The organism is Halorientalis pallida (genome assembly GCF_049605515.1).
Lineage (GTDB): Archaea > Halobacteriota > Halobacteria > Halobacteriales > Haloarculaceae > Halorientalis > Halorientalis pallida_A.
On sequence record NZ_CP187158.1, the window covers coordinates 2,702,957 to 2,723,420 of the forward strand.

Annotated in this window: 22 protein-coding genes; 10 read left to right on the forward strand and 12 right to left on the reverse strand. The window is 68.9% G+C overall.

Annotation, left to right across the window (positions count from 1 at the left end):
* Positions 1-24: 24 nt before the first annotated feature.
* A complete protein-coding gene (locus tag ACOZ4N_RS15560; RefSeq protein ID WP_424017282.1) occupies positions 25-765 on the forward strand; it encodes a hypothetical protein in 741 nt (246 codons plus the stop codon).
* Between the two features lie 24 nt (positions 766-789).
* Here ACOZ4N_RS15560 and ACOZ4N_RS15565 read toward each other — a convergent pair whose 3' ends face one another.
* On the reverse strand, positions 790-1,650 hold the full coding sequence (locus ACOZ4N_RS15565) for a transcription initiation factor IIB (RefSeq protein ID WP_424017283.1): 861 nt from the start codon (positions 1,648-1,650) through the stop codon (positions 790-792).
* 196 nt (positions 1,651-1,846) lie between these two features.
* Between ACOZ4N_RS15565 and ACOZ4N_RS15570 the strand changes: the two genes are divergently transcribed.
* From ACOZ4N_RS15570 to ACOZ4N_RS15580, 3 genes are all read left to right on the forward strand, one after another.
* Positions 1,847-2,353, forward strand: coding sequence for a hypothetical protein (locus ACOZ4N_RS15570; protein ID WP_424017284.1), 507 nt, complete (start codon positions 1,847-1,849; stop codon positions 2,351-2,353).
* A gap of 125 nt (positions 2,354-2,478) precedes the next feature.
* Positions 2,479-3,408: an NAD(P)H-binding protein gene (locus tag ACOZ4N_RS15575; protein ID WP_424017285.1), complete on the forward strand. Its 930-nt coding sequence runs from the start codon at positions 2,479-2,481 to the stop codon at positions 3,406-3,408.
* Positions 3,408-4,127, forward strand: a complete 720-nt coding sequence (locus ACOZ4N_RS15580) for a DUF7530 family protein (RefSeq protein WP_424017286.1) — start codon at positions 3,408-3,410, stop codon at positions 4,125-4,127. The genes ACOZ4N_RS15575 and ACOZ4N_RS15580 overlap by 1 nt, the downstream gene beginning before the upstream one ends.
* Here ACOZ4N_RS15580 and ACOZ4N_RS15585 read toward each other — a convergent pair.
* The 3 genes from ACOZ4N_RS15585 to ACOZ4N_RS15595 form a co-directional block, all read right to left on the reverse strand.
* A complete protein-coding gene (locus ACOZ4N_RS15585; protein WP_175452766.1) occupies positions 4,105-4,278 on the reverse strand; it encodes a DUF5786 family protein in 174 nt (57 codons plus the stop codon). The genes ACOZ4N_RS15580 and ACOZ4N_RS15585 overlap by 23 nt on opposite strands.
* A gap of 97 nt (positions 4,279-4,375) precedes the next feature.
* Positions 4,376-6,382, reverse strand: coding sequence for a beta-propeller domain-containing protein (locus ACOZ4N_RS15590; protein WP_424017287.1), 2,007 nt, complete (start codon positions 6,380-6,382; stop codon positions 4,376-4,378).
* A 128-nt stretch (positions 6,383-6,510) separates the two neighbouring features.
* Positions 6,511-6,798, reverse strand: a complete 288-nt coding sequence (locus tag ACOZ4N_RS15595; protein WP_424017288.1) for a DUF5789 family protein — start codon at positions 6,796-6,798, stop codon at positions 6,511-6,513.
* A 107-nt stretch (positions 6,799-6,905) separates the two neighbouring features.
* On the opposite strand from ACOZ4N_RS15595, the gene ACOZ4N_RS15600 reads away from it, so the two are divergent.
* From ACOZ4N_RS15600 to ACOZ4N_RS15610, 3 genes are all read left to right on the forward strand, one after another.
* Complete coding sequence (locus tag ACOZ4N_RS15600) at positions 6,906-7,679, forward strand: PHP domain-containing protein (RefSeq protein WP_424019965.1); 774 nt, start codon at positions 6,906-6,908, stop codon at positions 7,677-7,679.
* A gap of 62 nt (positions 7,680-7,741) precedes the next feature.
* Positions 7,742-7,906: a DUF6757 family protein gene (locus ACOZ4N_RS15605; RefSeq protein WP_175452767.1), complete on the forward strand. Its 165-nt coding sequence runs from the start codon at positions 7,742-7,744 to the stop codon at positions 7,904-7,906.
* A 181-nt stretch (positions 7,907-8,087) separates the two neighbouring features.
* Complete coding sequence (locus ACOZ4N_RS15610) at positions 8,088-8,555, forward strand: cupin domain-containing protein (protein WP_424017289.1); 468 nt, start codon at positions 8,088-8,090, stop codon at positions 8,553-8,555.
* Here ACOZ4N_RS15610 and ACOZ4N_RS15615 read toward each other — a convergent pair.
* From ACOZ4N_RS15615 to ACOZ4N_RS15650, 8 genes are all read right to left on the reverse strand, one after another.
* A complete protein-coding gene (locus ACOZ4N_RS15615; protein WP_424017290.1) occupies positions 8,552-9,400 on the reverse strand; it encodes a hypothetical protein in 849 nt (282 codons plus the stop codon). The two genes, ACOZ4N_RS15610 and ACOZ4N_RS15615, sit on opposite strands and share 4 nt — an antisense overlap.
* A gap of 210 nt (positions 9,401-9,610) precedes the next feature.
* Positions 9,611-10,774, reverse strand: a complete 1,164-nt coding sequence (locus ACOZ4N_RS15620; protein WP_424017291.1) for an acyl-CoA dehydrogenase family protein — start codon at positions 10,772-10,774, stop codon at positions 9,611-9,613.
* Positions 10,775-10,917: 143 nt separating this feature from the next.
* Positions 10,918-11,646 (reverse strand): type 1 glutamine amidotransferase, encoded by a 729-nt coding sequence (locus ACOZ4N_RS15625; RefSeq protein ID WP_424017292.1) that lies wholly within the window; start codon positions 11,644-11,646, stop codon positions 10,918-10,920.
* 66 nt (positions 11,647-11,712) lie between these two features.
* Positions 11,713-12,501: an alpha/beta fold hydrolase gene (locus tag ACOZ4N_RS15630; protein ID WP_424017293.1), complete on the reverse strand. Its 789-nt coding sequence runs from the start codon at positions 12,499-12,501 to the stop codon at positions 11,713-11,715.
* Between the two features lie 91 nt (positions 12,502-12,592).
* Positions 12,593-13,357, reverse strand: coding sequence for a DUF4013 domain-containing protein (locus ACOZ4N_RS15635; RefSeq protein ID WP_424017294.1), 765 nt, complete (start codon positions 13,355-13,357; stop codon positions 12,593-12,595).
* A 69-nt stretch (positions 13,358-13,426) separates the two neighbouring features.
* A complete protein-coding gene (locus tag ACOZ4N_RS15640; RefSeq protein ID WP_424017295.1) occupies positions 13,427-14,950 on the reverse strand; it encodes a glycosyltransferase family 39 protein in 1,524 nt (507 codons plus the stop codon).
* A gap of 96 nt (positions 14,951-15,046) precedes the next feature.
* A complete protein-coding gene (locus ACOZ4N_RS15645; RefSeq protein ID WP_424017296.1) occupies positions 15,047-17,332 on the reverse strand; it encodes a hypothetical protein in 2,286 nt (761 codons plus the stop codon).
* 1 nt (position 17,333) lies between these two features.
* Positions 17,334-17,495 (reverse strand): DUF7331 family protein, encoded by a 162-nt coding sequence (locus ACOZ4N_RS15650; RefSeq protein ID WP_424017297.1) that lies wholly within the window; start codon positions 17,493-17,495, stop codon positions 17,334-17,336.
* 288 nt (positions 17,496-17,783) lie between these two features.
* On the opposite strand from ACOZ4N_RS15650, the gene ACOZ4N_RS15655 reads away from it, so the two are divergent.
* The 3 genes from ACOZ4N_RS15655 to ACOZ4N_RS15665 all read left to right on the forward strand — a co-directional run bounded on the left by ACOZ4N_RS15655 (position 17,784) and on the right by ACOZ4N_RS15665 (position 20,453).
* Positions 17,784-18,881, forward strand: coding sequence for a helix-turn-helix transcriptional regulator (locus ACOZ4N_RS15655; protein ID WP_424017298.1), 1,098 nt, complete (start codon positions 17,784-17,786; stop codon positions 18,879-18,881).
* 133 nt (positions 18,882-19,014) lie between these two features.
* Positions 19,015-19,959, forward strand: coding sequence for a hypothetical protein (locus ACOZ4N_RS15660; protein WP_424017299.1), 945 nt, complete (start codon positions 19,015-19,017; stop codon positions 19,957-19,959).
* Positions 19,956-20,453, forward strand: coding sequence for a hypothetical protein (locus tag ACOZ4N_RS15665; RefSeq protein ID WP_424017300.1), 498 nt, complete (start codon positions 19,956-19,958; stop codon positions 20,451-20,453). The genes ACOZ4N_RS15660 and ACOZ4N_RS15665 overlap by 4 nt, the downstream gene beginning before the upstream one ends.
* Positions 20,454-20,464: the final 11 nt, after the last annotated feature.

The following is a 20,464-nucleotide window of genomic DNA, read 5'->3' on the forward strand; positions in this document are numbered from 1 at the left end:
GGGCCGGCCGTGTCGGCCACACGCATGGCTGGTGACGAGTTCCAGGTCGAAGTGAAGGCGTCGGCCATCGACCGGAACTCCGCCGTCGCGGAACTGGTCGCGAGCGCGGGCGAGCGACTCTCTTACGGGGGTGAGGGGGACGCTCGCGCGGACGCAGCCGAGCTGACGCGACGCGGGGAGAGTCCGGTACGGATCCAGGCGGTCGCGCCACAGGACGACACCGACGCCGACGCGTATCTGGTCGCCGGGAGTCGGACCAGGGGGTCGATCCCGGCGGCCGCGCCCGACGACGGCTGGCAGTTCGGCGTCGACGCGAGCCAGTACGGCGCGCTGGGCGAAGCCCTGCTCACCGCGGGCGACGGGACGGCGCGGCCGCTGGCGCTGTACGTGCGTCACGATCTGGAACTCGACCCGGAAACGTCGCTGTCGATAGACGTGGACGAGTCCCCGCCGGCGGTCACGAAACCCGGGACGCCCGGGCGCTGGCAGCCCGACTGTGCGCTGTCGGTTGACATCGCCGGACGGACGGTGGCACGCTACCGCTGTGAGATCAAGACGGGCGGCGGCTCGCTCGAACGATCCCAGCGGGAACTGATCGAGTACGCGGCCCGCGAGACGCCGGTCATCTACGCCCGCGTGGACGTCTCCGGCCTGCCACGGGAGTACGAGGTCTCCTTCGAGCAGTTCGGCGAAACGTCGCGCGACACGCCGACCGACGCGGCCCAGCGGTCGCTCGAGGACTGGTCGGAGCCGGAAGACGAGTGATCCGGCCCCGCACGAACGGCCCGCTCACTCCCGGAGGTCCTGATAGGTCGACCGGAGTGTCACTGGGGTCACGCCGGCGACCTCGGCCGCTTCGGCCTGTGTGAGGTCGCACTCTGTCTCTCGTGCCGCGAGGTAGAGACAGCCGGCGGCGACGCCCGAGGGGTCCCGGCCCGAGACGAGCCCGCGCTCCCGGGCGGTGTCGACGAGGGCGCTGGCTCGGCGCTCGACGGCCTGCGGGAGGTCGAGCTGGCTGGCGAAGCGGGGCAGGTACTCCGCGGGGTCGATGGGCCCCGTCGGGAGGCCCAGCTCGCGATTGAGGGCGTCGTAGGCCGCGGTGAGTTCCGCTTCGGAGGCCCGGGCGGCGTCGACTACTTCGTCGAGTGTCCGCGAGACCGAGGCGGTCCGGCAGGTCGCGTAGACGACGGCCGCGGTGAACCCCTCGATGGAGCGACCCCGAAGGAGATCTTCCTTCTGGGCGGACTCGAAGAGGACACAGGACTGATCCCGGACGTGGTCGGTCAGGTCGAGCGCGCTGACCAGCCGGCGGATCTCGCCGAAGGCGTACACCCGGTTGCGCTCGGCCTTGGACTTGATCCGGGATCGACTGTGCTGGCGGCGCATCCGGGCGAACCGACGGCGCTTGCGCCCCTTGAGACGGGTCGACCGGCCGATCTCCGTGGTGAGGCCGCGGTCGTGACGCGACCGGGTCAGCGGCGCACCGGTCCGTTCTTTCTCGGTCTCGTCGTCGGCGAAACTCCGCCACTCGGGTCCGCGGTCGATGTTGTCCTCCGCGACGACGAGGCCACACTCCCCACACACCGTTTCGCTCTCGCTCTCGCGGAGCTTACCCTGACACTCCGGACAGCACTGCGTTGACGTAGCCATCTTACAGTCGAAGGTTGGCCCGGGATCACTATTTAAAGAACGCTCGAACCACCCGGAACCGCCCGAAACCGGCCGGACGTACATACCGGTAACCGGTACGTTCTCGGCGCGGTCGCGGTGTGGAGCGGCGTCGACACGGGTGCCCAATCGTTCCGTCCCACGAACATTTATTGGGGAGATGGCAGAAGCGCCGCGTATGGGGTTGTCGGACATCGCCGCGGGGGTGGAAGTGACGACGGAGCAGCGGGACCGCGGTGTGGCGACCGTCGACGAGACGGACGCGGACCTCGCCGAGCGCCTGGCCGACCACGCCGACGCGCTCCCCTGTGCGCCGGCGGTGGCGGCGACCGTCGTCGAGGTGTACGCCGAGGGGCGCTCTATCGACACGGCGGCCAGCGTCGCCGAGGTCGCGCCGACGACGGCTGCGAAGACGCTGCACCTGTGTGGTGAACAGGTCTCGCCGCTCGGGCCGACCGGGCGCGAGATCGTCCGGGACTGGCTGGACGCGAAACTGTCCCGGACCGAGGCGATGGAACTGACCGGGGCCAGCGAGCGCGCGTTCGCGCTGGCGGCGTACGTCGAGACCCACGAGCCGATTCCGGCGGCACGGGAGGCCGTCGCGGCGACGCTCTCGCGCGGGCTCGGTGGAGCGGAACCGTTGGATGAGGCGATGAGTGATGTTGCTGACCTTCGCGAGTCGTAGACGAGCGATAGACAGCAACATTACGAGTGAGCAGTGTCAGCGACCTGCGCGAGCCGTAGGTGAAGCGGTCGTCGCTGACGGTGACTCTGGGGACCAGTTAAGGGACAGCGGGCCTTGCATGTGGTATGCGCGTACTGGTGACCGGTGCGACTGGCTTCGTCGGCGGGCACCTCGTGCCGGCACTTCTGGCGGCCGACCACGACGTGTCGGTGCTGGTACGGGATCGTGACGGCTACGACGGGCCGGAGGCGGTGTCGGTCTTCGAGGGCGACCTGCTCGACCCCGGGAGTTTCGACGACGCGCTCGACGGCGTCGAGGCGGCGTACTACCTGGTCCACTCGATGCGGGCGGGGCCGGACTACGCCGAGCGGGACCGGCGGGCGGCGTCGAACTTCGTCGCCGCGGCCGAGGACGCCGGCGTCGAGCGGGTACTCTACCTCGGCGGACTGGGCGAGGAGCGCGACCGGCTCTCGGAACACCTCCAGTCACGGCGGGAGGTCGAACACATCCTCGCGGACGCGGACTTCGACCTGACGAGTCTGCGGGCGGCGATCATCGTCGGTGACGGGAGCGCCAGTTTCGAGATGGTCCGGCAGTTGGCGGTTCGCCTGCCGGTGATGGTCACGCCACAGTGGGTCGACACGCCCTGCCAGCCCATCGCCATCGACGACGTGGTGACGTATCTGGTCGAGGTCCTCGACGTGCCCGAACTCGCCGGACGAACGGTCGAGATCGGTGGTCCCGAGGTCATGAGCTACAAGGAGGTGATGGCCCGGACGGCCGAGATCGTCACGGGACGGCGGCCAGTCATCGTCCCGGTGCCCGTCCTGACGCCGAAACTTTCCGCGTACTGGGTGAACCTCGTGACCGACGTGCCACGCTCCGTCGCCCATCCACTGATCCTGGGGCTGAAGAACGCGGTCGTGGTGCAAGACGACAGTATCCGGGAGTACCTGCCCATCGAGCTGACGCCGTTCGAGACGGCGGTGCGGCGGGCGGTCGGCGATGGTGCCGACACCCCCGAGCCGAAGTCGGTCGCCGCGGGGGAGCGCTGATGGACGTCGAATACGGGGAGACCTGGACCTACGAGAGCATCGTCGGAGCACTACCGGGCATCGACGTGTCGACGCGGGCGGCCGTCCTGATCCAGTTCCTCGTCTTCGAGGTCGCAGTCCTCGTGCTGGCGGCGATCTACGACCTCTGGGTGGCGGCGGCCGCGGGCACCGTCGCGGTCGTCGTCGCGACGGCGGGCAGCGTCGAGATGCTCCGGATCAGCCAGCTCGTCCGCGGCGAGGCCGTCCCCGAGAGCTACCGCCGCCTCCTCTTCGGGTCCAGCGTCGAGGTCGTCCTCTCGGTGCTGGCGTACGTCGCGCTGATCACGCACCTGTTCGTGTACGACCCGCGGTCGGGCACGCCGCTGCTGACCACGCTGTTCGGCCCCGATCCACCGATCCTGGTGGTCTATCTGGTCCTGCTGGTGCTGTGGGACGTGTGTTACCGGATCGGGACCGGCTGGTGGGCCAGCGTCGTGGCGCTGTGGCGGTCGGTTCGCTATCGGTTCGACCCCGGGACGGCCCGGGCGCTCCAGCGGGCGGATCTGGAGACGATGGGCTTTGGCGTCCTCCAGCTGGTGCTGGTTCCGTTTCTCGCCTCGTCGCCGATTCTCCGGACGGCCGTCCTCGGGCACGTCGTGGCCGTCACTGTCGTGACCGGCGCGTCGATACTCCTGCTACGGGTTCGGACAGAAAGGGCTACTCCGAGTTCATCTCCTTGAACTGGTCGAGCAGGTCCTCCGCGGACTCGCCGCTGTCGTACTCGACCTCGCCGTGGTAGTTCGTCCGCTCGTCGTCGAAGTCAGCGTCTACCTCGCTGTTTTTCCGCTCACGGCGCTCGTGCTCTTCCTCGTCGTAGGCTCCCATCGACATTGTTACTCACACCCACGCTAGGCGGTAGCTGCCTATGAATGTAACGGTAAATAATAAGAATAGTGATAGGAGGGCGCTAGCGGGCTCGTCGGGCCGGTTACGAGCCGTCGAGGGCGACGGTTCGGGTCCGGTTCCAGGTGCGTTCGTCGACGACGACCAGTTCGTCCTGGCCGAAGACGTACATGTAGTCGTCGACGTACATCGCGCGCAGGGCCGCGCCGTCGGTATCGACCGTCGTCTTCAGGGAGAGTTCGCCGTCGCTGTAGTCGACGACCGTCCCGCCCTGGCCGGTCGGCAGGAAGAAGACCCCGTGGCGGCGGTCGAGCAGGAACGCGTGGTGGGTGTCCGAGACGGCCGACCAGCCCGCGCCGAACAGGTGGTCGTCGTCGATGGTCGGGTCCGAGGGGTCGGACACGTCGAACAGCACGGCCTTGACCTGGCCGTCCTCCTCGCCGATCCCGAGGACGTGGTTCCCGTCGACGGGGTGGAGATAGGAGGAAAAGCCCGGGAGTTCGAGCTGGCCGACTTCCTCGGGGTCGCTGGGGTCCGACACGTCGACGACGTGGAAGGGATCGACCCGTCGGAACGTGACGACGTAGGCGGTGTCACCGACGTAGCGGACGGCGAACACCTCCTCGTTCAGGCCCATCCCCTTCGCGGCGCCGAGCCGGTCCAGACTGTCGGCGTCCAGTGTGTAGAGGTCGTTGGCCGACTGGGCGTTGCCCGCGGCCGGCACCGTCGTCGTGATGCGGAGCGTCCCCTCGTGTTCCGAGAGTGAGAACTGGTTCAGCGGGCGGCCCGGGACCGTCCCGACGGTCTCGACGGCGAGGTCGGTCCCGTCGACGCCGACCCTGACGATGCCCGTCGTGAGCAGGTCGCGCTGGTGATCTCCGAGGTACGACCGGTAGTCGTTGCTGATCTCGCTCGCGATACGGTCGCGCTTCGACTGGTCGAGCGTGGCGAGATACTGCTGCAGGACGCGGTTGGCCTCTCGTTCTTTGGAGGTCGCGGAGATGTTGTAGCTCTCGATCTCCTCGAGGCGGTCGACCGCCCACGCCGGGAGCCGGTCGCCCTGCCGTTCCAGCAGGAAGTCGACGCGGAGCGCCCCGCGTTCGCTCCGTTCGGTGTAGGTCACGTACAGCGACTGGTTGGACACGTAGACCGCCGTGTCGTCCTGCGTACCGACGAAGCTGATCGCGTCACCGACCGCGCCGCTCTCGGCGTCGAGCGCGAGCGCCGAGTAGGTCGCGTCGACCGGCACCTGTCGTGTCGGTCGATAGATATCGTCACAGGCGATGGCCGCGTCGCCGCCCAGCGGTTTCACCGGACAGGGGTCGTCGACCGACACCGACGACCGCGTGACCAGGTAGAGCCGCCCGTCGCGTTCGCGCGCGGTGACGACCTCGTCTTCGAGCGGATGGGTCCAGACCTGCGTCGGTGCGGCCGGGTCGCTCACGTCGTAGCCCCGAACCGTGTCGTCCTCCAGGACGACGAGCGTGTCGTCGACCTGCAGGAGTTGACCGCTCGCGTCTATCGACCCGATCTCCTCGGGAGCCTCGGGCGGTGTTGCAGAGAGGACGTGAGTCTCGCCGTCGTTGTGGTCCGGTCGCCGGGAGTCCATCCACGGCTCGAACCGCTGGCGCTGTGGCGCGTAGTAGACGTTCCGGCCATCGTTTTTCAGGATGTCCGGCTCCTGAAGGCCGGCCACCTGGACGTTCGTGTTCGAGACGCGTTCGGGCGCGCTCTCGCCGCCAGCGCCGCCCGACGCGGCACTGCTCCCGACCGCGTCGGTCCGTGCGGGAAGTTCCCGCTGGACGTCCGGTTCGCCGCGGACGGTGGTCGGCTGGGCCGTGAACCGGACGCGCCGCACCCGGAACGGCGCGTCGACCGCCGCGAGTCGCTGGCCGCGCTGGACGTACGCCGCGACCGCCGCTTCGCTCTCGAACTGTGCCACCGTCGCGTTGCTGGCCCGTTCGTCGTCGCTGTCGTTCACCACGTCCGCCGGCGGGCGCGTGGTGTCACCGCCGAGCGCCAGCGCGCCGGCGACCACGACGGCGAGGACGACGACCGCGAGACTCGCCCCGAGGAGTCGGGTTCGATCCATACGGGCGACTCCCGTAGCTACGATAAAGGTCGTATCGTTGACTCAAACGGCCGTTTGACTCTCCGGTGAAACGGACGAATCTGCGAGCCGCGAGTCGGCCAGAGCGACCGTCGGCGACGCTCGACGGGTCAGAACGAGACCTGTTCGTGGCCGTCCTCGCCCAGACAGGACGGGTCGCGGTCGCTGTACCCCTCCCGGCCGATGGCGTTGCTGCTGACGGCCGACAGCGTCGCCAGCCGCAGGTCCTCGGCCGTCTCGAACGTCTCGGTTTCGAGTCGCCCCAGCACATCCCCCAGCTGTTCGTCGCCGTTGGGCAGTTCGAGTTCGATGTCCCCGTACTCCTCGATGACCTCCTCCGTCGTCGCGGGGTACGCCTGCGCACCGATCCGGTCGTCCAGCCCACTCAGTAGACGCATACCTTCCAGTCGTTAACGGTCGTTCATAAACGTTCTCTATCGAGTCTTCTAGTGGCATTAAGGGTCACGACCACAAGCGGCATGGGGTCGTGGGACCCAGCGCCGGCATGGTCGTCGCGGACGCACACGTCCACACGACGCGCTCGGACGGGACGCTGACACTCGACGCGGTGCCGGATGCGGCCCGCTCGGCCGGCGTCGAGGTCGTGGCGCTGACCGATCACGACCGGATTCAGCCCGCGCTCGACGCGCCCGTGACCGAGCGCGAGGGGATCACGCTCGTCCACGGGATCGAACTCCGGGTCGACGCGGGGGATCTGCGGGTCGACCTGCTGGGCTACGGCGTCGACCCGACGCCTGCGCTCACGGAACTGGTCGAGGCGATCCAGCGCGACCGTGCAGAGCGAGGCCGCGCTATCGTCGAGTGCGTCGAGGACCGCCTCGGCGTGGACCTCGGCGTCGAGCCGCGGCCGGGACTGGGTCGCCCACACATCGCCCGGGCGGTCGCGGAGAGCCCGGCCGACTACGACTATCAGGACGCGTTCGACCACCTCGTCGGCGACGACTGCCCCTGCTACGTCGCCCGCGACATCCCGACCTTCGAGCGCGGCCGCGCGGTCCTGGCCGAGGCCTGCGGCGTGGTCGGCCTGGCCCACCCGCTCCGGTACGACGACCCCGACGCCGCGCTCGACCTGACCGCCGACCTCGATGCCGTGGAACGTTACTATCCCTACGCCCACGACGCCGATCCGACGCCGGTCGAGCGGGCCATCGAGGCCCACGACCTGCTCGTGACCGGCGGGAGCGACGCCCACGACGAGCAGCTGGGCCGGGCCGGACTGGACCGGGTGGCGACCGAGCGATTGCTCGCCGCACTCTGACCGTCAGACGGTCGGCTGACGGGTTCGCAGGGTTCAAAGCCACGGGCGTTCTAGACTGATGCATGCGGTGTCACTACTGCGACCGCGACGCGGACATCGCGGTCGAGAAAGACGGCGTCAAGGTGGGCGTGTGTGAGACGCACTTCCGCGAACAGATGGAGTCGCTCGCGGACAGCGACGCCCTCGCGAACCTCGAAGAAGAACTCGACATCGACGGCCACGAGTGAACCTCGGCCACCCCCGGCCACCGACACGCCGAGCGCGCCTCGCGGGTCGTCTCTCTCACGGACTCCGGCCGTTCGAGCCGAGGTCGAAGACCTCGCCCTCCCCGCTCGTTCGTTCGACGGCGCTCTCTGGGGTCGCGCCGTCCGCGCCTAGACTTTTCCCCCCGGCACCACAAGCCCGCGTATGGACAGAGTCACCGTCGACGACCTCGACGACCGGATGGGACCGGCCGACACCAAGCGCAAAGTCGGGGACGCCCTCGGCGCGACCGACATGGCGCTGAACTACTACGAACTCGAACCCGGCGACAGCTTCGGCTTCGGCTACCACCGCCACAGCGACCAGGAGGAAGTGTTCTACATCGCCGAGGGCACCGTGACCTTCGACACGGAAGACGGCGAGATCACGGCGACCGCGGGCGAGTGCGTCCGCTTCGCCCCCGGCGAGTGGCAACTCGGCACCAACGAGGGCGACGAACGGGTCGTCGCACTGGCCATGGGCGCACCACAGGATATGGGCGAGACCGAGATGCTCCGCCACTGTGACGACTGTGACGGCCAGACCGAACAGGATCTGGAACTCACCGACGACCGCGACGCCCTCCTGACGATCTGTGCCGAGTGTGGCGCGGAGACTGGCCGGTTCGACTAGCCGCCGGCACTACCGATCTCGATTTCGGCGACGCTCGTCGCCGTTGCCACGTACCCGATCCCCTCGAAAAACGAGGCCAGTGTTCGTCGTTTCCCGTCCGTTAGATCGACCGCTCCCTCCCCGACGGCCTGCCGTACCACATCCCGAACGCGCTCCGGGACCGGTCGGTCGGCGACGGTCACCACCTGCGTCCCAGCGTCCGGTGCCGTCGGCGTCAGCGTCAACATGTGATGGGGTGCCGAATCGCCGACGACGACCCTGATACGATAGCTCCCCGAGTCTGTCCGGAGAAACTGATGTTCGTCGAACGGGTCCGTTGCCGCCGTCTTCTCCTCGTGGAACCCGACCGAATAGCCGTCGTCGAGCATCGCGTCCGCGACCGCCCGTTCGGCGTCGTTCAGACTCCCGTACCTGACGGTGTCGCCGTCGTCGGCCGACGCTTCAACCGCATCGACGGTGTACCGATAACTCGCCTCGGACGCGAAACCCGCCGCCGTGGCCGACGCGGCGTAGGTTTCACCGTCGAACTGCAGTGCGGAGAAACTGCCCAGTACGAGCCGTCCGTCCTGCGGGTCCGCTGGCCGCTCGGCGTGGAAATCGACCCGTCCGTCCGTCGCGGTCGCCTCTCTCACCAGTTCCAGCAACGCCGGCGTCAGAACGGCGACCGTCGATCCGGTCTCGACCGCTCCGGGACGGACCGGCGTGGCCCGGAGTCGATTCGGCCGTACCGTCGGCCCGCGGTCGGACGTGGGTTCGCCCGGTGCGCCGTCCTCGGACTGGCACCCGGCGACCGCCAGCGCGGTGAGAACCCCGCCGGTTCGGAGCAGAGAGCGTCTGGAGGGCATCGCCGAAACGTGTGCCGCTCCCGCCAAGTGCTTTCTCCCAGTCGCTGCCCGCGTTCGCACCGAACTCACGCCGCCTACAGCGTCACTCGTAGGCTGCGAACCCGGTCGCTGCCCGCGTTCGCACCGAACTCACGCCGCCTACAGCGTCACTCGTAGGCTGCGAACCCGGTCGCTGCCCGCGTTCGCACCGAACTCACGCCGCCTACAGCGTCACTCGTAGGCTGCGAACCCGGTCAGATCCTCCCCGAGAATCAGGGTATGGATGTCGTGGGTGCCCTCGTAGGTGTAGACGGTTTCGAGGTTGGCCATGTGGCGCATCGGGGAGTAGTCGGCGGTGATCCCGTTGCCGCCGAGGATTTCGCGGGCGATGCGGGACTGGTTGCGCGCCATGCGGACGTTGTTGCGCTTGGCCATCGAGACGTGCTGGGGGCGCATGTCGCCGCGTTCCTTGAGGTCCGCGAGGCGGTGGGCGAGCAACTGGGCCAGGGTGATCTGGGTGGCCATCTCGGCGAGTTTGTCCTGCTGGAGCTGGAACCGGGCGATCGGCCCGCCGAACTGCTCGCGGTCGGTCGCGTACTGCCGGGCCGTCTCGAAGGCGTCCCGGGCCGCACCGATAGCGCCCCACGCGATCCCGTAGCGAGCCTGCGTGAGACACCCGAGGGGACCGCCCATGCCCTCGACGCCGGGGAGGATGTTCTCCTCGGGGACGTACACGTCGTTGAGGCCGATCTCGCCCGTGATCGACGCACGGAGCGAGAGTTTCTCGTCGATCTTGTTCGTGCTGACGCCGTCGCGGTCGGTCTCGACGAGGAAGCCCCGGACGGGCGTGTCGGGGTCGGTCTGATCGCGCGCCCAGACGACCGCCACGTCGGCGATGGGGGAGTTCGTGATCCAAGTCTTCGAGCCGTTCAGCACGTAGCCCTCGTCGGCTTCCTCGGCGCGGGTCTCCATCGCGGTGGGGTTCGAGCCGTGTTCGGGTTCGGTCAGGCCGAAACAGCCGACGGCTTCACCGCTGCCGAGTTTGGGGAGCCAGTGTTCCTTCTGCTGCTCGCTGCCGTAGGCGTGAATCGGGTACATGACGAGTGCGCCCTGGACGGAGGCCATCGAGCGCAGGCCCGAGTCACACGCCTCCAGTTCCTGCATCAGGATGCCGTAGGCTTTCTCGCTGACGTTGGGCGAGCCGTACCCTTCGAGGTTGGGCGCGTAAAAGCCCATCTCGCCCATCTCCGGGATGAGGTCCTTCGGGAACGTGCCCTCGATCCAGTGTTCGCCGATGTCGGGCCGCACCTTCTCGTCGACGAACTCCCGCGCCGACTCCTGGATCATCCGCTCTTCTTCGGAAAGGTCCGCCTCCACGCCGTAGTAATCGAGCATACATCTGCCTAGGTTTCCAGTGGTAAAAACACTACTCAACTGAACGGCTGTTGTTAAGGGCCGAGTGTGCCAGTTCGTCTATCGGCCGGAGAGAACCCGAGCGGAGTTCTCACGGGCGAATCGTTCGGTTCGGGCCGCTCCACCTAGTCGTCGGCGGCACTGGTCCCCGAGTCACCGCCGGTCCGGTCGGCCTGCACCTCGCGCACGAAGGCGGTGAAGTTGTCGAACAGGCGCTTTGCCTCGCAGGCGGCGTCGTAGTTGTCGGCGTGGATGCCGTCGAGCACCTGCTGGATGCGTTCCTGACTCAACTGGTCGTCTTTCCCCTCGGTGACCGACGCCGCCGTCTCCATGTCGTACTCGGGGTGGAACTGGACGGCGAACACGCGGTCCTTCCGGAAGCCGTGGATGCCGTAGTCGTTCCGGGCGAAGACGGTCGCGCCGGGCGGGGCCTCGACCACCCGGTCGGAGTGAGTGGTGAAGACGGTGAAGTCGTCGTCGACGCCGTCGAGCAGGCGGTTCTGGCCGTCCTGCTCGACGGTGCGGTAGCCGATCTCGTACTCGTCCATGGCCTCGACGCGTCCGCCCATGACATCCGCGAGCAACTGGTGGCCGTAACACACGCCCAGCGCGGGGAGGCCGGCCTCGATGGCGTCGCCGACCCAGGCCTTCAGCTGGCCGATCCACTCCCGCTCCCAGTAGACGGAGGCCCGCGAGCCCGTCACGACGAACCCGTCGTAGCGGAAGCCCTCGGGCACCTCACCCTCCGGACAGTGGAACTCGACCAGATCCGCGTCGAGTTCGCGACGGAAGTTCCGTCGGGTGTCTGCACCGTCGTGGGCCGCGTTCAACAGGGCGATGCGTGGCCGCGTCATCACTCACTAGCAACGACTCCAGACTGAAAGGCTCGTCCGTCTCGACACGTCTTGCCGCCCCCGCGCTCACCCGTCGAGATCGGCGTGTTCGTCCAGTTGGCCCGTCAGGGCGTCTTCGACGACCGTGGGTTCCTCTGCGGCGACGAGGTGGCCAGCGTCGATCCCCTCGAAGGTCCCTCGTGGGAGGTCCTCGGCGAGGTCACGCCCAGCCTCGACCGGGACCACGGCGTCGGCGCGGCCGTGAACCACGAGCGCGGGCGTCGTCACCTCGTACAGGTCCGACATCGCGAAGCCGGTCGTCGCGGCGATCTGTGCCGCCCAGCCCGTGGAATCGGCGTCGTCCTCGGCCCGCCAGCCGACGATCCGGTCGACTGCCTCGGGGTGGCCCTCGACGACGCCGGGCGAGAACGCGCCGCGAAGCGAATCCCGGAGCGCGTCGGGGTCGTCACGCGGTGCCTGCAGGCCTCGCAGGGCGTCGGCGTCGACGCGGCTCCCGTCGGCCGTCGTCCCGAGCAGGGCCAGCGTGGCCGCCCGGCCGTACTCGCGGGCGTGCTGGAGCGCGACCATCCCGCCCAGTCCCGCGCCGACGAGGTGGACGGTTCGAGCGCCGTGGTCGGAGAGAACGGCCTCCAGGTCGGCGGCGAGCGTCGCCACGTCGTAGGGGCCCGGTGGGGCGTCGGAGCGCCCGGTTCCGCGGTGGTCCCAGACGAGCGTCTCGACGGGACCGGCGAGTGCGTCGACGAGCCACGACCAGCACCACGCGCCGTAGCCGGCCGGCTCGACGAACGCGACCGTCGGGCCTGCGCCGGCGGTCTCGTAGTACAGCTCCACGTCGCCGTTGGTCGCGGTCGGCATGTCTCGCCGGTAGTTCCTACAGCGTCAAGAACCCCGTCATCGCCGCCGGTCCGGCGGGGTGCGGTCGGCCTGCGTTCGCTGCCGACGCCTGTCACACCGCCAGATCCGGCGCGGGGGGCACGTCGCCCCGCTCGGCGGCTTCCCGGTAGAAGTAGCCCCAGAACGTCCCGGCGACGTAGTTGAACAGCGCCGAGACGAAGGGGAAGCCGACGATGGTGAAGATCGACAGGAACAGCGCGATCCACAGCCCGACCGACAGGACCGTCCAGAGGACCATCGCCTTGAGGTAGGTGCCCGACAGCACGAACGGGACGAGATACTCCGTCGAGAACGCCGCCCCCATCTCCTCGGTCGCGGCGACGACGGTGAGCGCACCCGGAAGCAGGTACAGTAACAGGACGAGCAGGCCGAGTACGCCGGCCAGCGCGACCGGTTCGTTGGCCTGTGTCGCCCCGAGCACCAGCGCGAAGACGAGTGCCATAAACGCGCCGCCGTATACGAGGACGACCAGCGTCAGCCACATTCCGTCGATGAACATCTCGCCGTAGTCGTCGAAGTCCGGCCGCTGGGTCTGCCCGCGTGCGACCGCCCGACACAACTGGAACCCGTAGCCCGTCGAGATCCACCCGACGAACGGCACGATCATCCCGGCGAGAGTGATCAACCCCCCGATCACCAGCGGCCGCTTGTCGTTTTGAAACGAGTAGCCGAGGGAAAGCGAGAACACGCCGCCCTCGAACGGGGACTTCCCCTCCGGGTTCGTCTCCGGTCCCAGCGCCTTCACCGACTGCCCGCAGTTCGAGCAGTAGTTCATCTCGTCGTCGAGTTCCGTCCCACACGCGTCGCAATAGCCCATCTCTGTGGAGCCTGCACAGTCGCCGATATTAAAATTTTCCAACAGGAATGGCCGGACACCCTCGGTCGCTCACGCCGTCCGGTTGCCCGGGTCGAACCGCCACAGCGTCAGCCCCCTGAATTTCGTCACGTCGGCGTCGCTCCGGTTCGCTTCGAGCGTGTCGCGGTAGCGCCGCAGGCCGTCCGGTGGGACGTGGACGGAGACGAACCAGACGGTGTCGTGCCCGTGGACCGCTCGGCGGATCTCCGTGGCCGACGCCGACCCCGAGAGTCGTTTCACGGCCACGTCTTCGCGCGCGAAGTAGTGCTCGAACGGGCTGGCGTACGAGGGCTGGCTGACGAGGACCACGTCACCCGCGGCCGCGTCGGTCCCCACGGTTTCTGACACCTCGTCCCACTGGGCGTGCTGGTCCTGGGTGTAGTACACCGGCAGTGGGAGCAGGAAGGCCAGCACGAGGACGCCCCCGACGATGTAGCGCAGTTCGACGCTGTCGACGAGCCGAATCGACGCCGCCAACAGGACGTACACCCCCATCGCCGCCCCGACGGTGTAGCGGTACACGTATATCGGCGTGACCAGGTACGAGATCGCCACGGGCACGACCACGAGGACCCCGATCCAGGTGCCGAGCAACGCTCGCCGCTCGCGGCCGGTGAGGCCCACGCCGTCTCCTGTGCTGGCCGCGCCGCCGTCCCCTCTTGTCTCGGCGGTTTCACTGGTCTCGCCGGTCCGTTCGTCGGCGTAATCGACGGCGACGAACCCCGCGACGAGCAACAGCGCCAGCGAGCCGATCACCGGATTCCAGGGGTCGACGTAAGCACCGAACGTCAGGAGAATTCTCGGCACCGTCGGTTCGGGGATCCAGGTCAACCCCGTCGGGCCGCCGCCCCCCGACGAGAGGGCCTGCCCGAGCAACACCGCGACCCACGGGAGCGCGGCCAGTCCGACGGCGACCTGTGACGCGAGCCACGTCCGGACCGGGACGGCCGGCCCCTCGTCGTCGAGCCACCGGGAGCCGACCACGAAGACGTTCTGAGCCAGCACGACGAACAGCGCGAACGCGTGGGTGTAGACCAGCAGGACCGTCGCCAGCGCGTACCCGGCCACCGTCCGGCGCGTGGGCGTCTCGACGACGCGCACGAGCGTGTAGAAGGACAGCAGCGTCAACAGGGCGAACAGGCTGTACATCCGCGTGGCCTGCGAGAAGTCGACGTGGAACCGCGCCACCGCGAGGACGGCCGCGCTCAGCAGTCCCACTCGCCGGTCGTAGAGGCGCGCGCCGACGCCGTAGATGACGACGACGGCCGCGACGCCGAACACCACCGCTGGAAGCCGCGTGACCGTCTCGGCCGTCCCGAACAGGTCCGTCCAGCCCTTCAGGATCGCGTAGTACAGCGGCGGGTGGCGGTCGACGGTCGGTATCTGGATCAGCACCTCGGGCAGCGTGCGCCCGGCCACGAGGTTCAGCGACGCGATCTCGTCGAGCCAGTAGCTCTCGTTCCCGAGGTCGTACAGTCTGAGTCCGGCCGCGAGCGCGACGATGCCGAACAGCGCCGCCGGTACCGACCGGAGTCGGTCCGTGAATGCCCCCATCTGTTCCCTGCTGGTCCTGTTGGGAAACGAATAGTTAGCTGTTGCGGATGGCGGAGAGATGAAAAGAACTGTCAGTCAGTGCGGGTCCAGCGGCGATCAGCGCCGCAGAACCGCGATCAGCACCGCGAGCAACGCCAGGAGCAGGGCGAGCACGACGCCGAGAGTACTGCCCGCGATCCCGTCGTCCGCGCCGTCCGAGTCGGTCGCCCCGGGATCGTCGGCAGCGTCGCCGTCGCCAGCTGAACGGGTCGAGTCCGTGACGGTACTGGAGCCGTCGGCGCCGCCCTCGGTCGCCGGGACGGCCGCCGCGTCGTCGGCCGTCGTCCCGTCGCTCGAGTCACTTCCGGTCGCCCGACTCGACGCCGAGTCCGACTGGCTGCCGGAAGCAGTGCCCGCCGTGCCGTTGCCGCCCGATCCGGAGTCACCGGTGCCGGTGTTGCCGGACCCGGAGCCGCTCGCGGTATCGGTACCAGCCGTCCCGTCTGAGTCGTCCCCGGACTCGTTGCCGTCGTCTCCGAACTCGGGGATGTCGACTTCGAAGTCACAGCCGTTCGGTTTCGCGGGACAGGGATCGGTGGTCAGGTTGCCGTCCGGACCCAGGATCGGATCGTCGTCGCCCGGGCCCAGGATCGGACCGTCGTCCCCCGTTGCCCCGCCATCCGTCGAGTCGGATGCGCGAGTCACGGAGAGGGTGTAGCCGGTGACCTGCTCGAAACTGCCCTCCGGCGGCTGGACGATCACGGTGTACTTTCCGCTCCGGCTGGCCGTGAACGTGGTGGAGTGGACGTTTCCACTCTCGGTCGACGCGGCGACCGCCGGTGAGGGCTGTCCGCCGCTCCACGGCGGTTCGCCCGCGAAGACCTCGAACGCCGCGGTGGTCCCGCCGCCGTGGGCCGTCGTGGTCACGTTGATCGTGTCCCCCTTCGACAGCTGGAGGACGTACTTGTCGATGTCGCTCCCGTGGAGCATCACGTCGACGCTCGCGTCCGGTTCGAGCGTCGTCCAGTCGTGTTTCGGTTGCTTCGAGCAGGGGTAGTAGTGGATCGAGCAGTCGGTGAGCGGTCCCGACGCGGACGTCGCGGAGTCGAAGCGGTCGGGCTTGACGATGCCGTACTCGAAGTAGATCTTCCGCAGTTCCTCGTGGCGACCGGTGTTGTCCACGTACTGGATGAAGAAGTCGTGGATGTCCGTCGTGCGGTCGCTGTTGAACGGTCGCGCCACTCGCTTTTGGTTGTCCGTCTCGTTGACGGCGTCGAAGATCGTCCCGAGGTCACCGTCGATCTCGTCGTGGGGTTCGTCCGCCGGGTCGTAGGCGTCCCAGAGGATGTTCGCGACCGCGCCCTCGACCTTCGCGCCGTCGTAGCCGTCGTTGGCGTGGGACTCGGGACACTGCGGACCGTGTTCGTTGGTCTCGTTGTAGTAGTGGTGCTGTTCGAGGTACATGTTCCTCGTCTGGGGATCATCGTTGACCGCGGCCTCGAAGAACTCCGCGAAGCCCTCGTACCAGGCGGTGATCCGGCCGGTGTCGCTCCACACGCAATGTGAGCCCCAGTTAGCAGGCTTGGGAATCTGCCAGCCCTTGTACTCGAACAGGCCGCTCATGACCGCGTGCCCGTACTCGTGGTGGACCGTGTGGCGCTTGCTCGCGCCCCAGTCGTTGTTCCCGATGACGAACTTCTCGAAGGGCGACTGGAACTGGTTGTTGTCGGGATTGGGTGCCGGATACAGCACCTTCACGCGGTTGCGCGTCCAGCCGGCCTCCCGTTCGGTGAATCGGTACCCCTCCAGCGTCCAGTTGGCGACCTGGAAGGCCCGGCGGGGCTTCTCGTCCGTCGCGGTCAGGTCGACCGTCGCCGAGCCCTGGCCGCGCTTCACCGTCGCCTCCTGGTTGAGCGTCCAGGTGTTGCCGTTGGCCGTGTCGAGGTTCTGCCCGAAGTTGACGACGTTCACCGCGGGGTTCTTCGCGACCGCCTGCACGTGCAGGTGGAGTTTCCTGTCGAAATCCACGTCGGCCTCGTACTTCGCCACGTCGATCTGCACCGAGTACCGCCCCTGATCGTCGGTCGTCGTCCTGGCGATCACCGGATTCACTGGACCGACCACGTCGTGTCGGATCTTGACCGTCACCTGCCGGGCCGGCTGGGGATTGCCGTCGGTGTCGTGGTACTGGACCGTCCCGGAGAGGGTCGTCTTCCCGTTGGCCGCCGACAGCGACTTCGTGACCGTCACCGCAGAGGACTCGTCCGTGTCCACAGCGGCCGACGCGTGTGCGCCGCCACCGCTACCCGCCCCGCTGGCGGCGGCCGTGGGCACGAGACTCAGCGTGAGCAACACTGCACCCACGACGACGAGTCCCAGCCGGAGTCGACTGCGAACGCACATCTCACCGCACCTCCGTGAGGTCGGTCGTGGTCTCGGCCTGTATCCAGGCGTCCCTGTTCTCCCGGTCGTAGACGACCGCGCCGCCCGTCGCGAGTTCGACCGTCTCGATCGACGGGCCGGTCGTCGCTCGATGCGAACCGTCCGTGATGTCGTTTCGAGCCATCACACTCCCTTCTCGGGCCGGGATGTCCGTATAAACCCCACAGCCTCAGCGCCAATCAGCGACGCTCACCCACGCTCCGCGTCAATCAGCGCCACTGCAGTATTGCGATTCGATATTCCGACCTCGGTGCGAGGACGTAAACGGTAGAAGGTTTTAAATAGCAGAATATCTGCCGGTGAGTTCCCGTCGATTGCCCCGGTGGTCCGTGGCGTCGTTTCGAACGATCCCCCACTATCAAGTCGGTTCACGAACACGACCGAATCGAACACGCGTCGTGCGGGGTGAGGAATGTCAGACAGCGCCATCGGGGATCGAGTCGTTCGCCTGGTCGCCCTCGGAGCGGCTGTCACGGTTCTGGTCGCGGTCGCGCTCGGTGTCTCGGCGGGCACGGCCGCGTCAGCGGGATCGAACCCGTCTTCCGTCGGCGCGCTGGCACCGGTGTCGGGCTACGACGCCGTCGTGACCCGGATCGACCTCGACCGCGACGGGGACGCCCACTGGCAGGTGGAATTCCGGTACGAACTGACCGACCAGGCGGCGCGTCGCGCCTTCGCGCGGGCACGAACGAACGTCTCGAACCCGCCGGGTGTCTTCGTGGGGCGGATGCGACGCGCCGTCGACCGGGCCCAGCGGGAGACGGGGCGGTCGATGGCGGTCCAGAACGGCTCGGTCCGGGCCCACCGGTCGGTGCCGTCCGGCCGGTTCGGCGTCGTGACCTACCGCTTCACCTGGACGAACTTCGCCGCGACGCCCGCGTCGGATCGGTACGTCCTCGGCGACGCCATCGGCGGCCTCCGGCTCGGCCCCAACGAGTCGCTCTGGATGGAGTGGCCCGACGCCTTCGAGCGAGCGTCGGTCACGCCCGAACCCGACGCCAGTCAGGCCCACGCCGTCCGCTGGACGGGCCCCGTGCAGTTCCGGACCGAAGACCCGACGGTCGCGCTGGACGCGACCGGCGTCGGCGGTATCGACCCGGTACTGCCAGCCCTCGGCGGCGCGGCCCTGACGCTCGGCCTCGCCGTCGGCTGGTACGGCTACGGACGGTGGTGGGGCGAGTCGGCGACGGCCGACGACGGCCCGGCCGGCGGGGCGACGGCGGCCTCCGCCGACGCCGGCGGAGACGAGACGGGGGGAAGCGGGCCCGGAACTGCCGAGGACAGCGCCGACGACCCGCCGGAGGAACTGCTCACCGACGAGGAACGGGTCCTGCGACTGCTGGAAGGCGAGGGGGGTCGCATGAAACAACAGGACCTCATCGCGGCCGTCGACTGGTCGCGGACGAAGGCCAGCGACGTGGTCAACGAGATGCACGAGGCCGAGCGCATCGAGGTCTACCGACTCGGCCGCGAGAACGTCCTCGCACTCCCGGGGGAGATCGAGGTATGACCGTGCGCGCGCCGCGTTCCCCATCGTCCCGTCTCCCTCGGGCGGTTGAACGGTTCCGAAACGGCGCTGATTGGGCCGGAACGTCTGTGCCTTTCAACCCTGTCGGGTGCCTACCGGAGAGGTGGATCGACGAATGACTCGACTCCGTCGCGCCGTCGTCGTCGTCGCGCTCCTCGCGGCACTCGCGACCGCCGGGAGCGCGCTGGCGGCGACGCCGCCCGAGCGCAACGCGACCGGCCCGGGCACGGCCGTCGCCGGTGCCATCGACACACAGCGTGCCGACCTCGACGGCGATCTCGCCGCCGCCGACCTCCGGGACCGACTGGCCGCCGCCGAGACGCCGGCGGCGAGGGCCCGCGTCGCGGCCGCCGCGCTCGACGACGCGGAGGCACGCCTCACCACGCTCGAAGCCCGCACGGACTCGTTGCGCGCCGCCCGCGAGCGGGGGACGCTCGATGCCGACGCCTACGCGGCCCGGATCGGCCCGGTCGCGGCGCGTGCCCGGGCGATAGATAGACGCGTCCAGCGGGTCCGGACGGCGACCGCGGGGCTGAACGCCACCGTCCGCCGCGAGGCCAACGTCACCGGTGCCCGGATCGACGCGGTGCAGTCCCGGGCCGCGGACGTGATCGCCGCCGACCCCGGCGGCACCGCCGGCTTCGGCGCGGGCTTCTATCGTCGGCTCGCGACCACGGTCGCGACGTACAACGCCAGCGCCGGGAGCTACGACCTCGGCGTCCTCGGGGCCCACGTCGACGGCGAACGCGTCACCCTCCGGATCGACCGGACCGACGGCGGCACCGGCGTCGTCTCGTTCCGGACGACCGAGGACGGCCGGATCCGGGACCTCCGGGCCGGCGCCCATCCGGACACGACGCTGGTCGTCACGGTCGACGAACCGACGGCCAGACGCGTCCTGACGGCCGAGCAGTCCGACGCGGCGCTCAGGCAGGCGTTCGCGTCCGGGGAGATCACGGTCCGCGGTGTCGGCCCCCTCGCCGCGATCAAGTGGGCCGTCGTCGACCTCGCGCTCGGTGCGGCCCGCCTGGTCGTCGGCCTCCTCACCTGGCTCCTATGACACCCACGACACACCTCCGCCGACTCGGAGCCCTGCTCGACAGGCTCCCGGCCGCCGAACGCATCGCCGTCGCTGGAATCGCCCTCCAGACCGCCCTCGCGGTCGGGCTGTTCGCGGTGGGGTACGCCGGCGGCGACCGGATCGGGGCGCTCGTCGCCGCGGTCCTCCTCGCCGTCGCGGTCCTCGCGGGGGTGGCCACACTCCCGGCCATCGTCCTGTGGCGGCTGGATCGCTACCCGCGACTCGCGGCCACGCTCGCCGCCCTCGTCGGGCTCGCCACGTTGCTGTTCAACGAGGCCCACGTCACCGTCTGGCCCGTCTCGGTCGCGCTCGTCCTCGCCGCCGGCCGCGGGTGGGCCGGAGCGCGCCTCGACGCGACCGATCTGCTCGCGCTGGACCCCGGACGATTCGAGCGGGTCCAGCCGCCGACACGTGACACCGAGGGGGTTGACGGGGCCGCCGCTGGCGACACCGAGACCGACACGAAAAACTAGTCGGCCCCTCG

Coding starts and splice junctions, on each gene's coding strand:
- ACOZ4N_RS15665 (WP_424017300.1), top strand. CDS start 19,956: ATGACACCCACGACACACCTCCGCCGACTCGGAGCCCTGCTCGACAGG.
- ACOZ4N_RS15580 (WP_424017286.1), top strand. CDS start 3,408: ATGGACGTCGAATACGGGGAGACCTGGACCTACGAGAGCATCGTCGGA.
- ACOZ4N_RS15625 (WP_424017292.1), bottom strand. CDS start 11,646: ATGACGCGGCCACGCATCGCCCTGTTGAACGCGGCCCACGACGGTGCA.
- ACOZ4N_RS15575 (WP_424017285.1), top strand. CDS start 2,479: ATGCGCGTACTGGTGACCGGTGCGACTGGCTTCGTCGGCGGGCACCTC.
- ACOZ4N_RS15615 (WP_424017290.1), bottom strand. CDS start 9,400: ATGCCCTCCAGACGCTCTCTGCTCCGAACCGGCGGGGTTCTCACCGCG.
- ACOZ4N_RS15570 (WP_424017284.1), top strand. CDS start 1,847: ATGGGGTTGTCGGACATCGCCGCGGGGGTGGAAGTGACGACGGAGCAG.
- ACOZ4N_RS15645 (WP_424017296.1), bottom strand. CDS start 17,332: ATGTGCGTTCGCAGTCGACTCCGGCTGGGACTCGTCGTCGTGGGTGCA.
- ACOZ4N_RS15620 (WP_424017291.1), bottom strand. CDS start 10,774: ATGCTCGATTACTACGGCGTGGAGGCGGACCTTTCCGAAGAAGAGCGG.
- ACOZ4N_RS15595 (WP_424017288.1), bottom strand. CDS start 6,798: ATGCGTCTACTGAGTGGGCTGGACGACCGGATCGGTGCGCAGGCGTAC.
- ACOZ4N_RS15650 (WP_424017297.1), bottom strand. CDS start 17,495: ATGGCTCGAAACGACATCACGGACGGTTCGCATCGAGCGACGACCGGC.
- ACOZ4N_RS15630 (WP_424017293.1), bottom strand. CDS start 12,501: ATGCCGACCGCGACCAACGGCGACGTGGAGCTGTACTACGAGACCGCC.
- ACOZ4N_RS15605 (WP_175452767.1), top strand. CDS start 7,742: ATGCGGTGTCACTACTGCGACCGCGACGCGGACATCGCGGTCGAGAAA.
- ACOZ4N_RS15585 (WP_175452766.1), bottom strand. CDS start 4,278: ATGTCGATGGGAGCCTACGACGAGGAAGAGCACGAGCGCCGTGAGCGG.
- ACOZ4N_RS15565 (WP_424017283.1), bottom strand. CDS start 1,650: ATGGCTACGTCAACGCAGTGCTGTCCGGAGTGTCAGGGTAAGCTCCGC.
- ACOZ4N_RS15660 (WP_424017299.1), top strand. CDS start 19,015: ATGACTCGACTCCGTCGCGCCGTCGTCGTCGTCGCGCTCCTCGCGGCA.
- ACOZ4N_RS15600 (WP_424019965.1), top strand. CDS start 6,906: ATGGTCGTCGCGGACGCACACGTCCACACGACGCGCTCGGACGGGACG.
- ACOZ4N_RS15610 (WP_424017289.1), top strand. CDS start 8,088: ATGGACAGAGTCACCGTCGACGACCTCGACGACCGGATGGGACCGGCC.
- ACOZ4N_RS15655 (WP_424017298.1), top strand. CDS start 17,784: ATGTCAGACAGCGCCATCGGGGATCGAGTCGTTCGCCTGGTCGCCCTC.
- ACOZ4N_RS15560 (WP_424017282.1), top strand. CDS start 25: ATGGCTGGTGACGAGTTCCAGGTCGAAGTGAAGGCGTCGGCCATCGAC.
- ACOZ4N_RS15590 (WP_424017287.1), bottom strand. CDS start 6,382: ATGGATCGAACCCGACTCCTCGGGGCGAGTCTCGCGGTCGTCGTCCTC.
- ACOZ4N_RS15640 (WP_424017295.1), bottom strand. CDS start 14,950: ATGGGGGCATTCACGGACCGACTCCGGTCGGTACCGGCGGCGCTGTTC.
- ACOZ4N_RS15635 (WP_424017294.1), bottom strand. CDS start 13,357: ATGGGCTATTGCGACGCGTGTGGGACGGAACTCGACGACGAGATGAAC.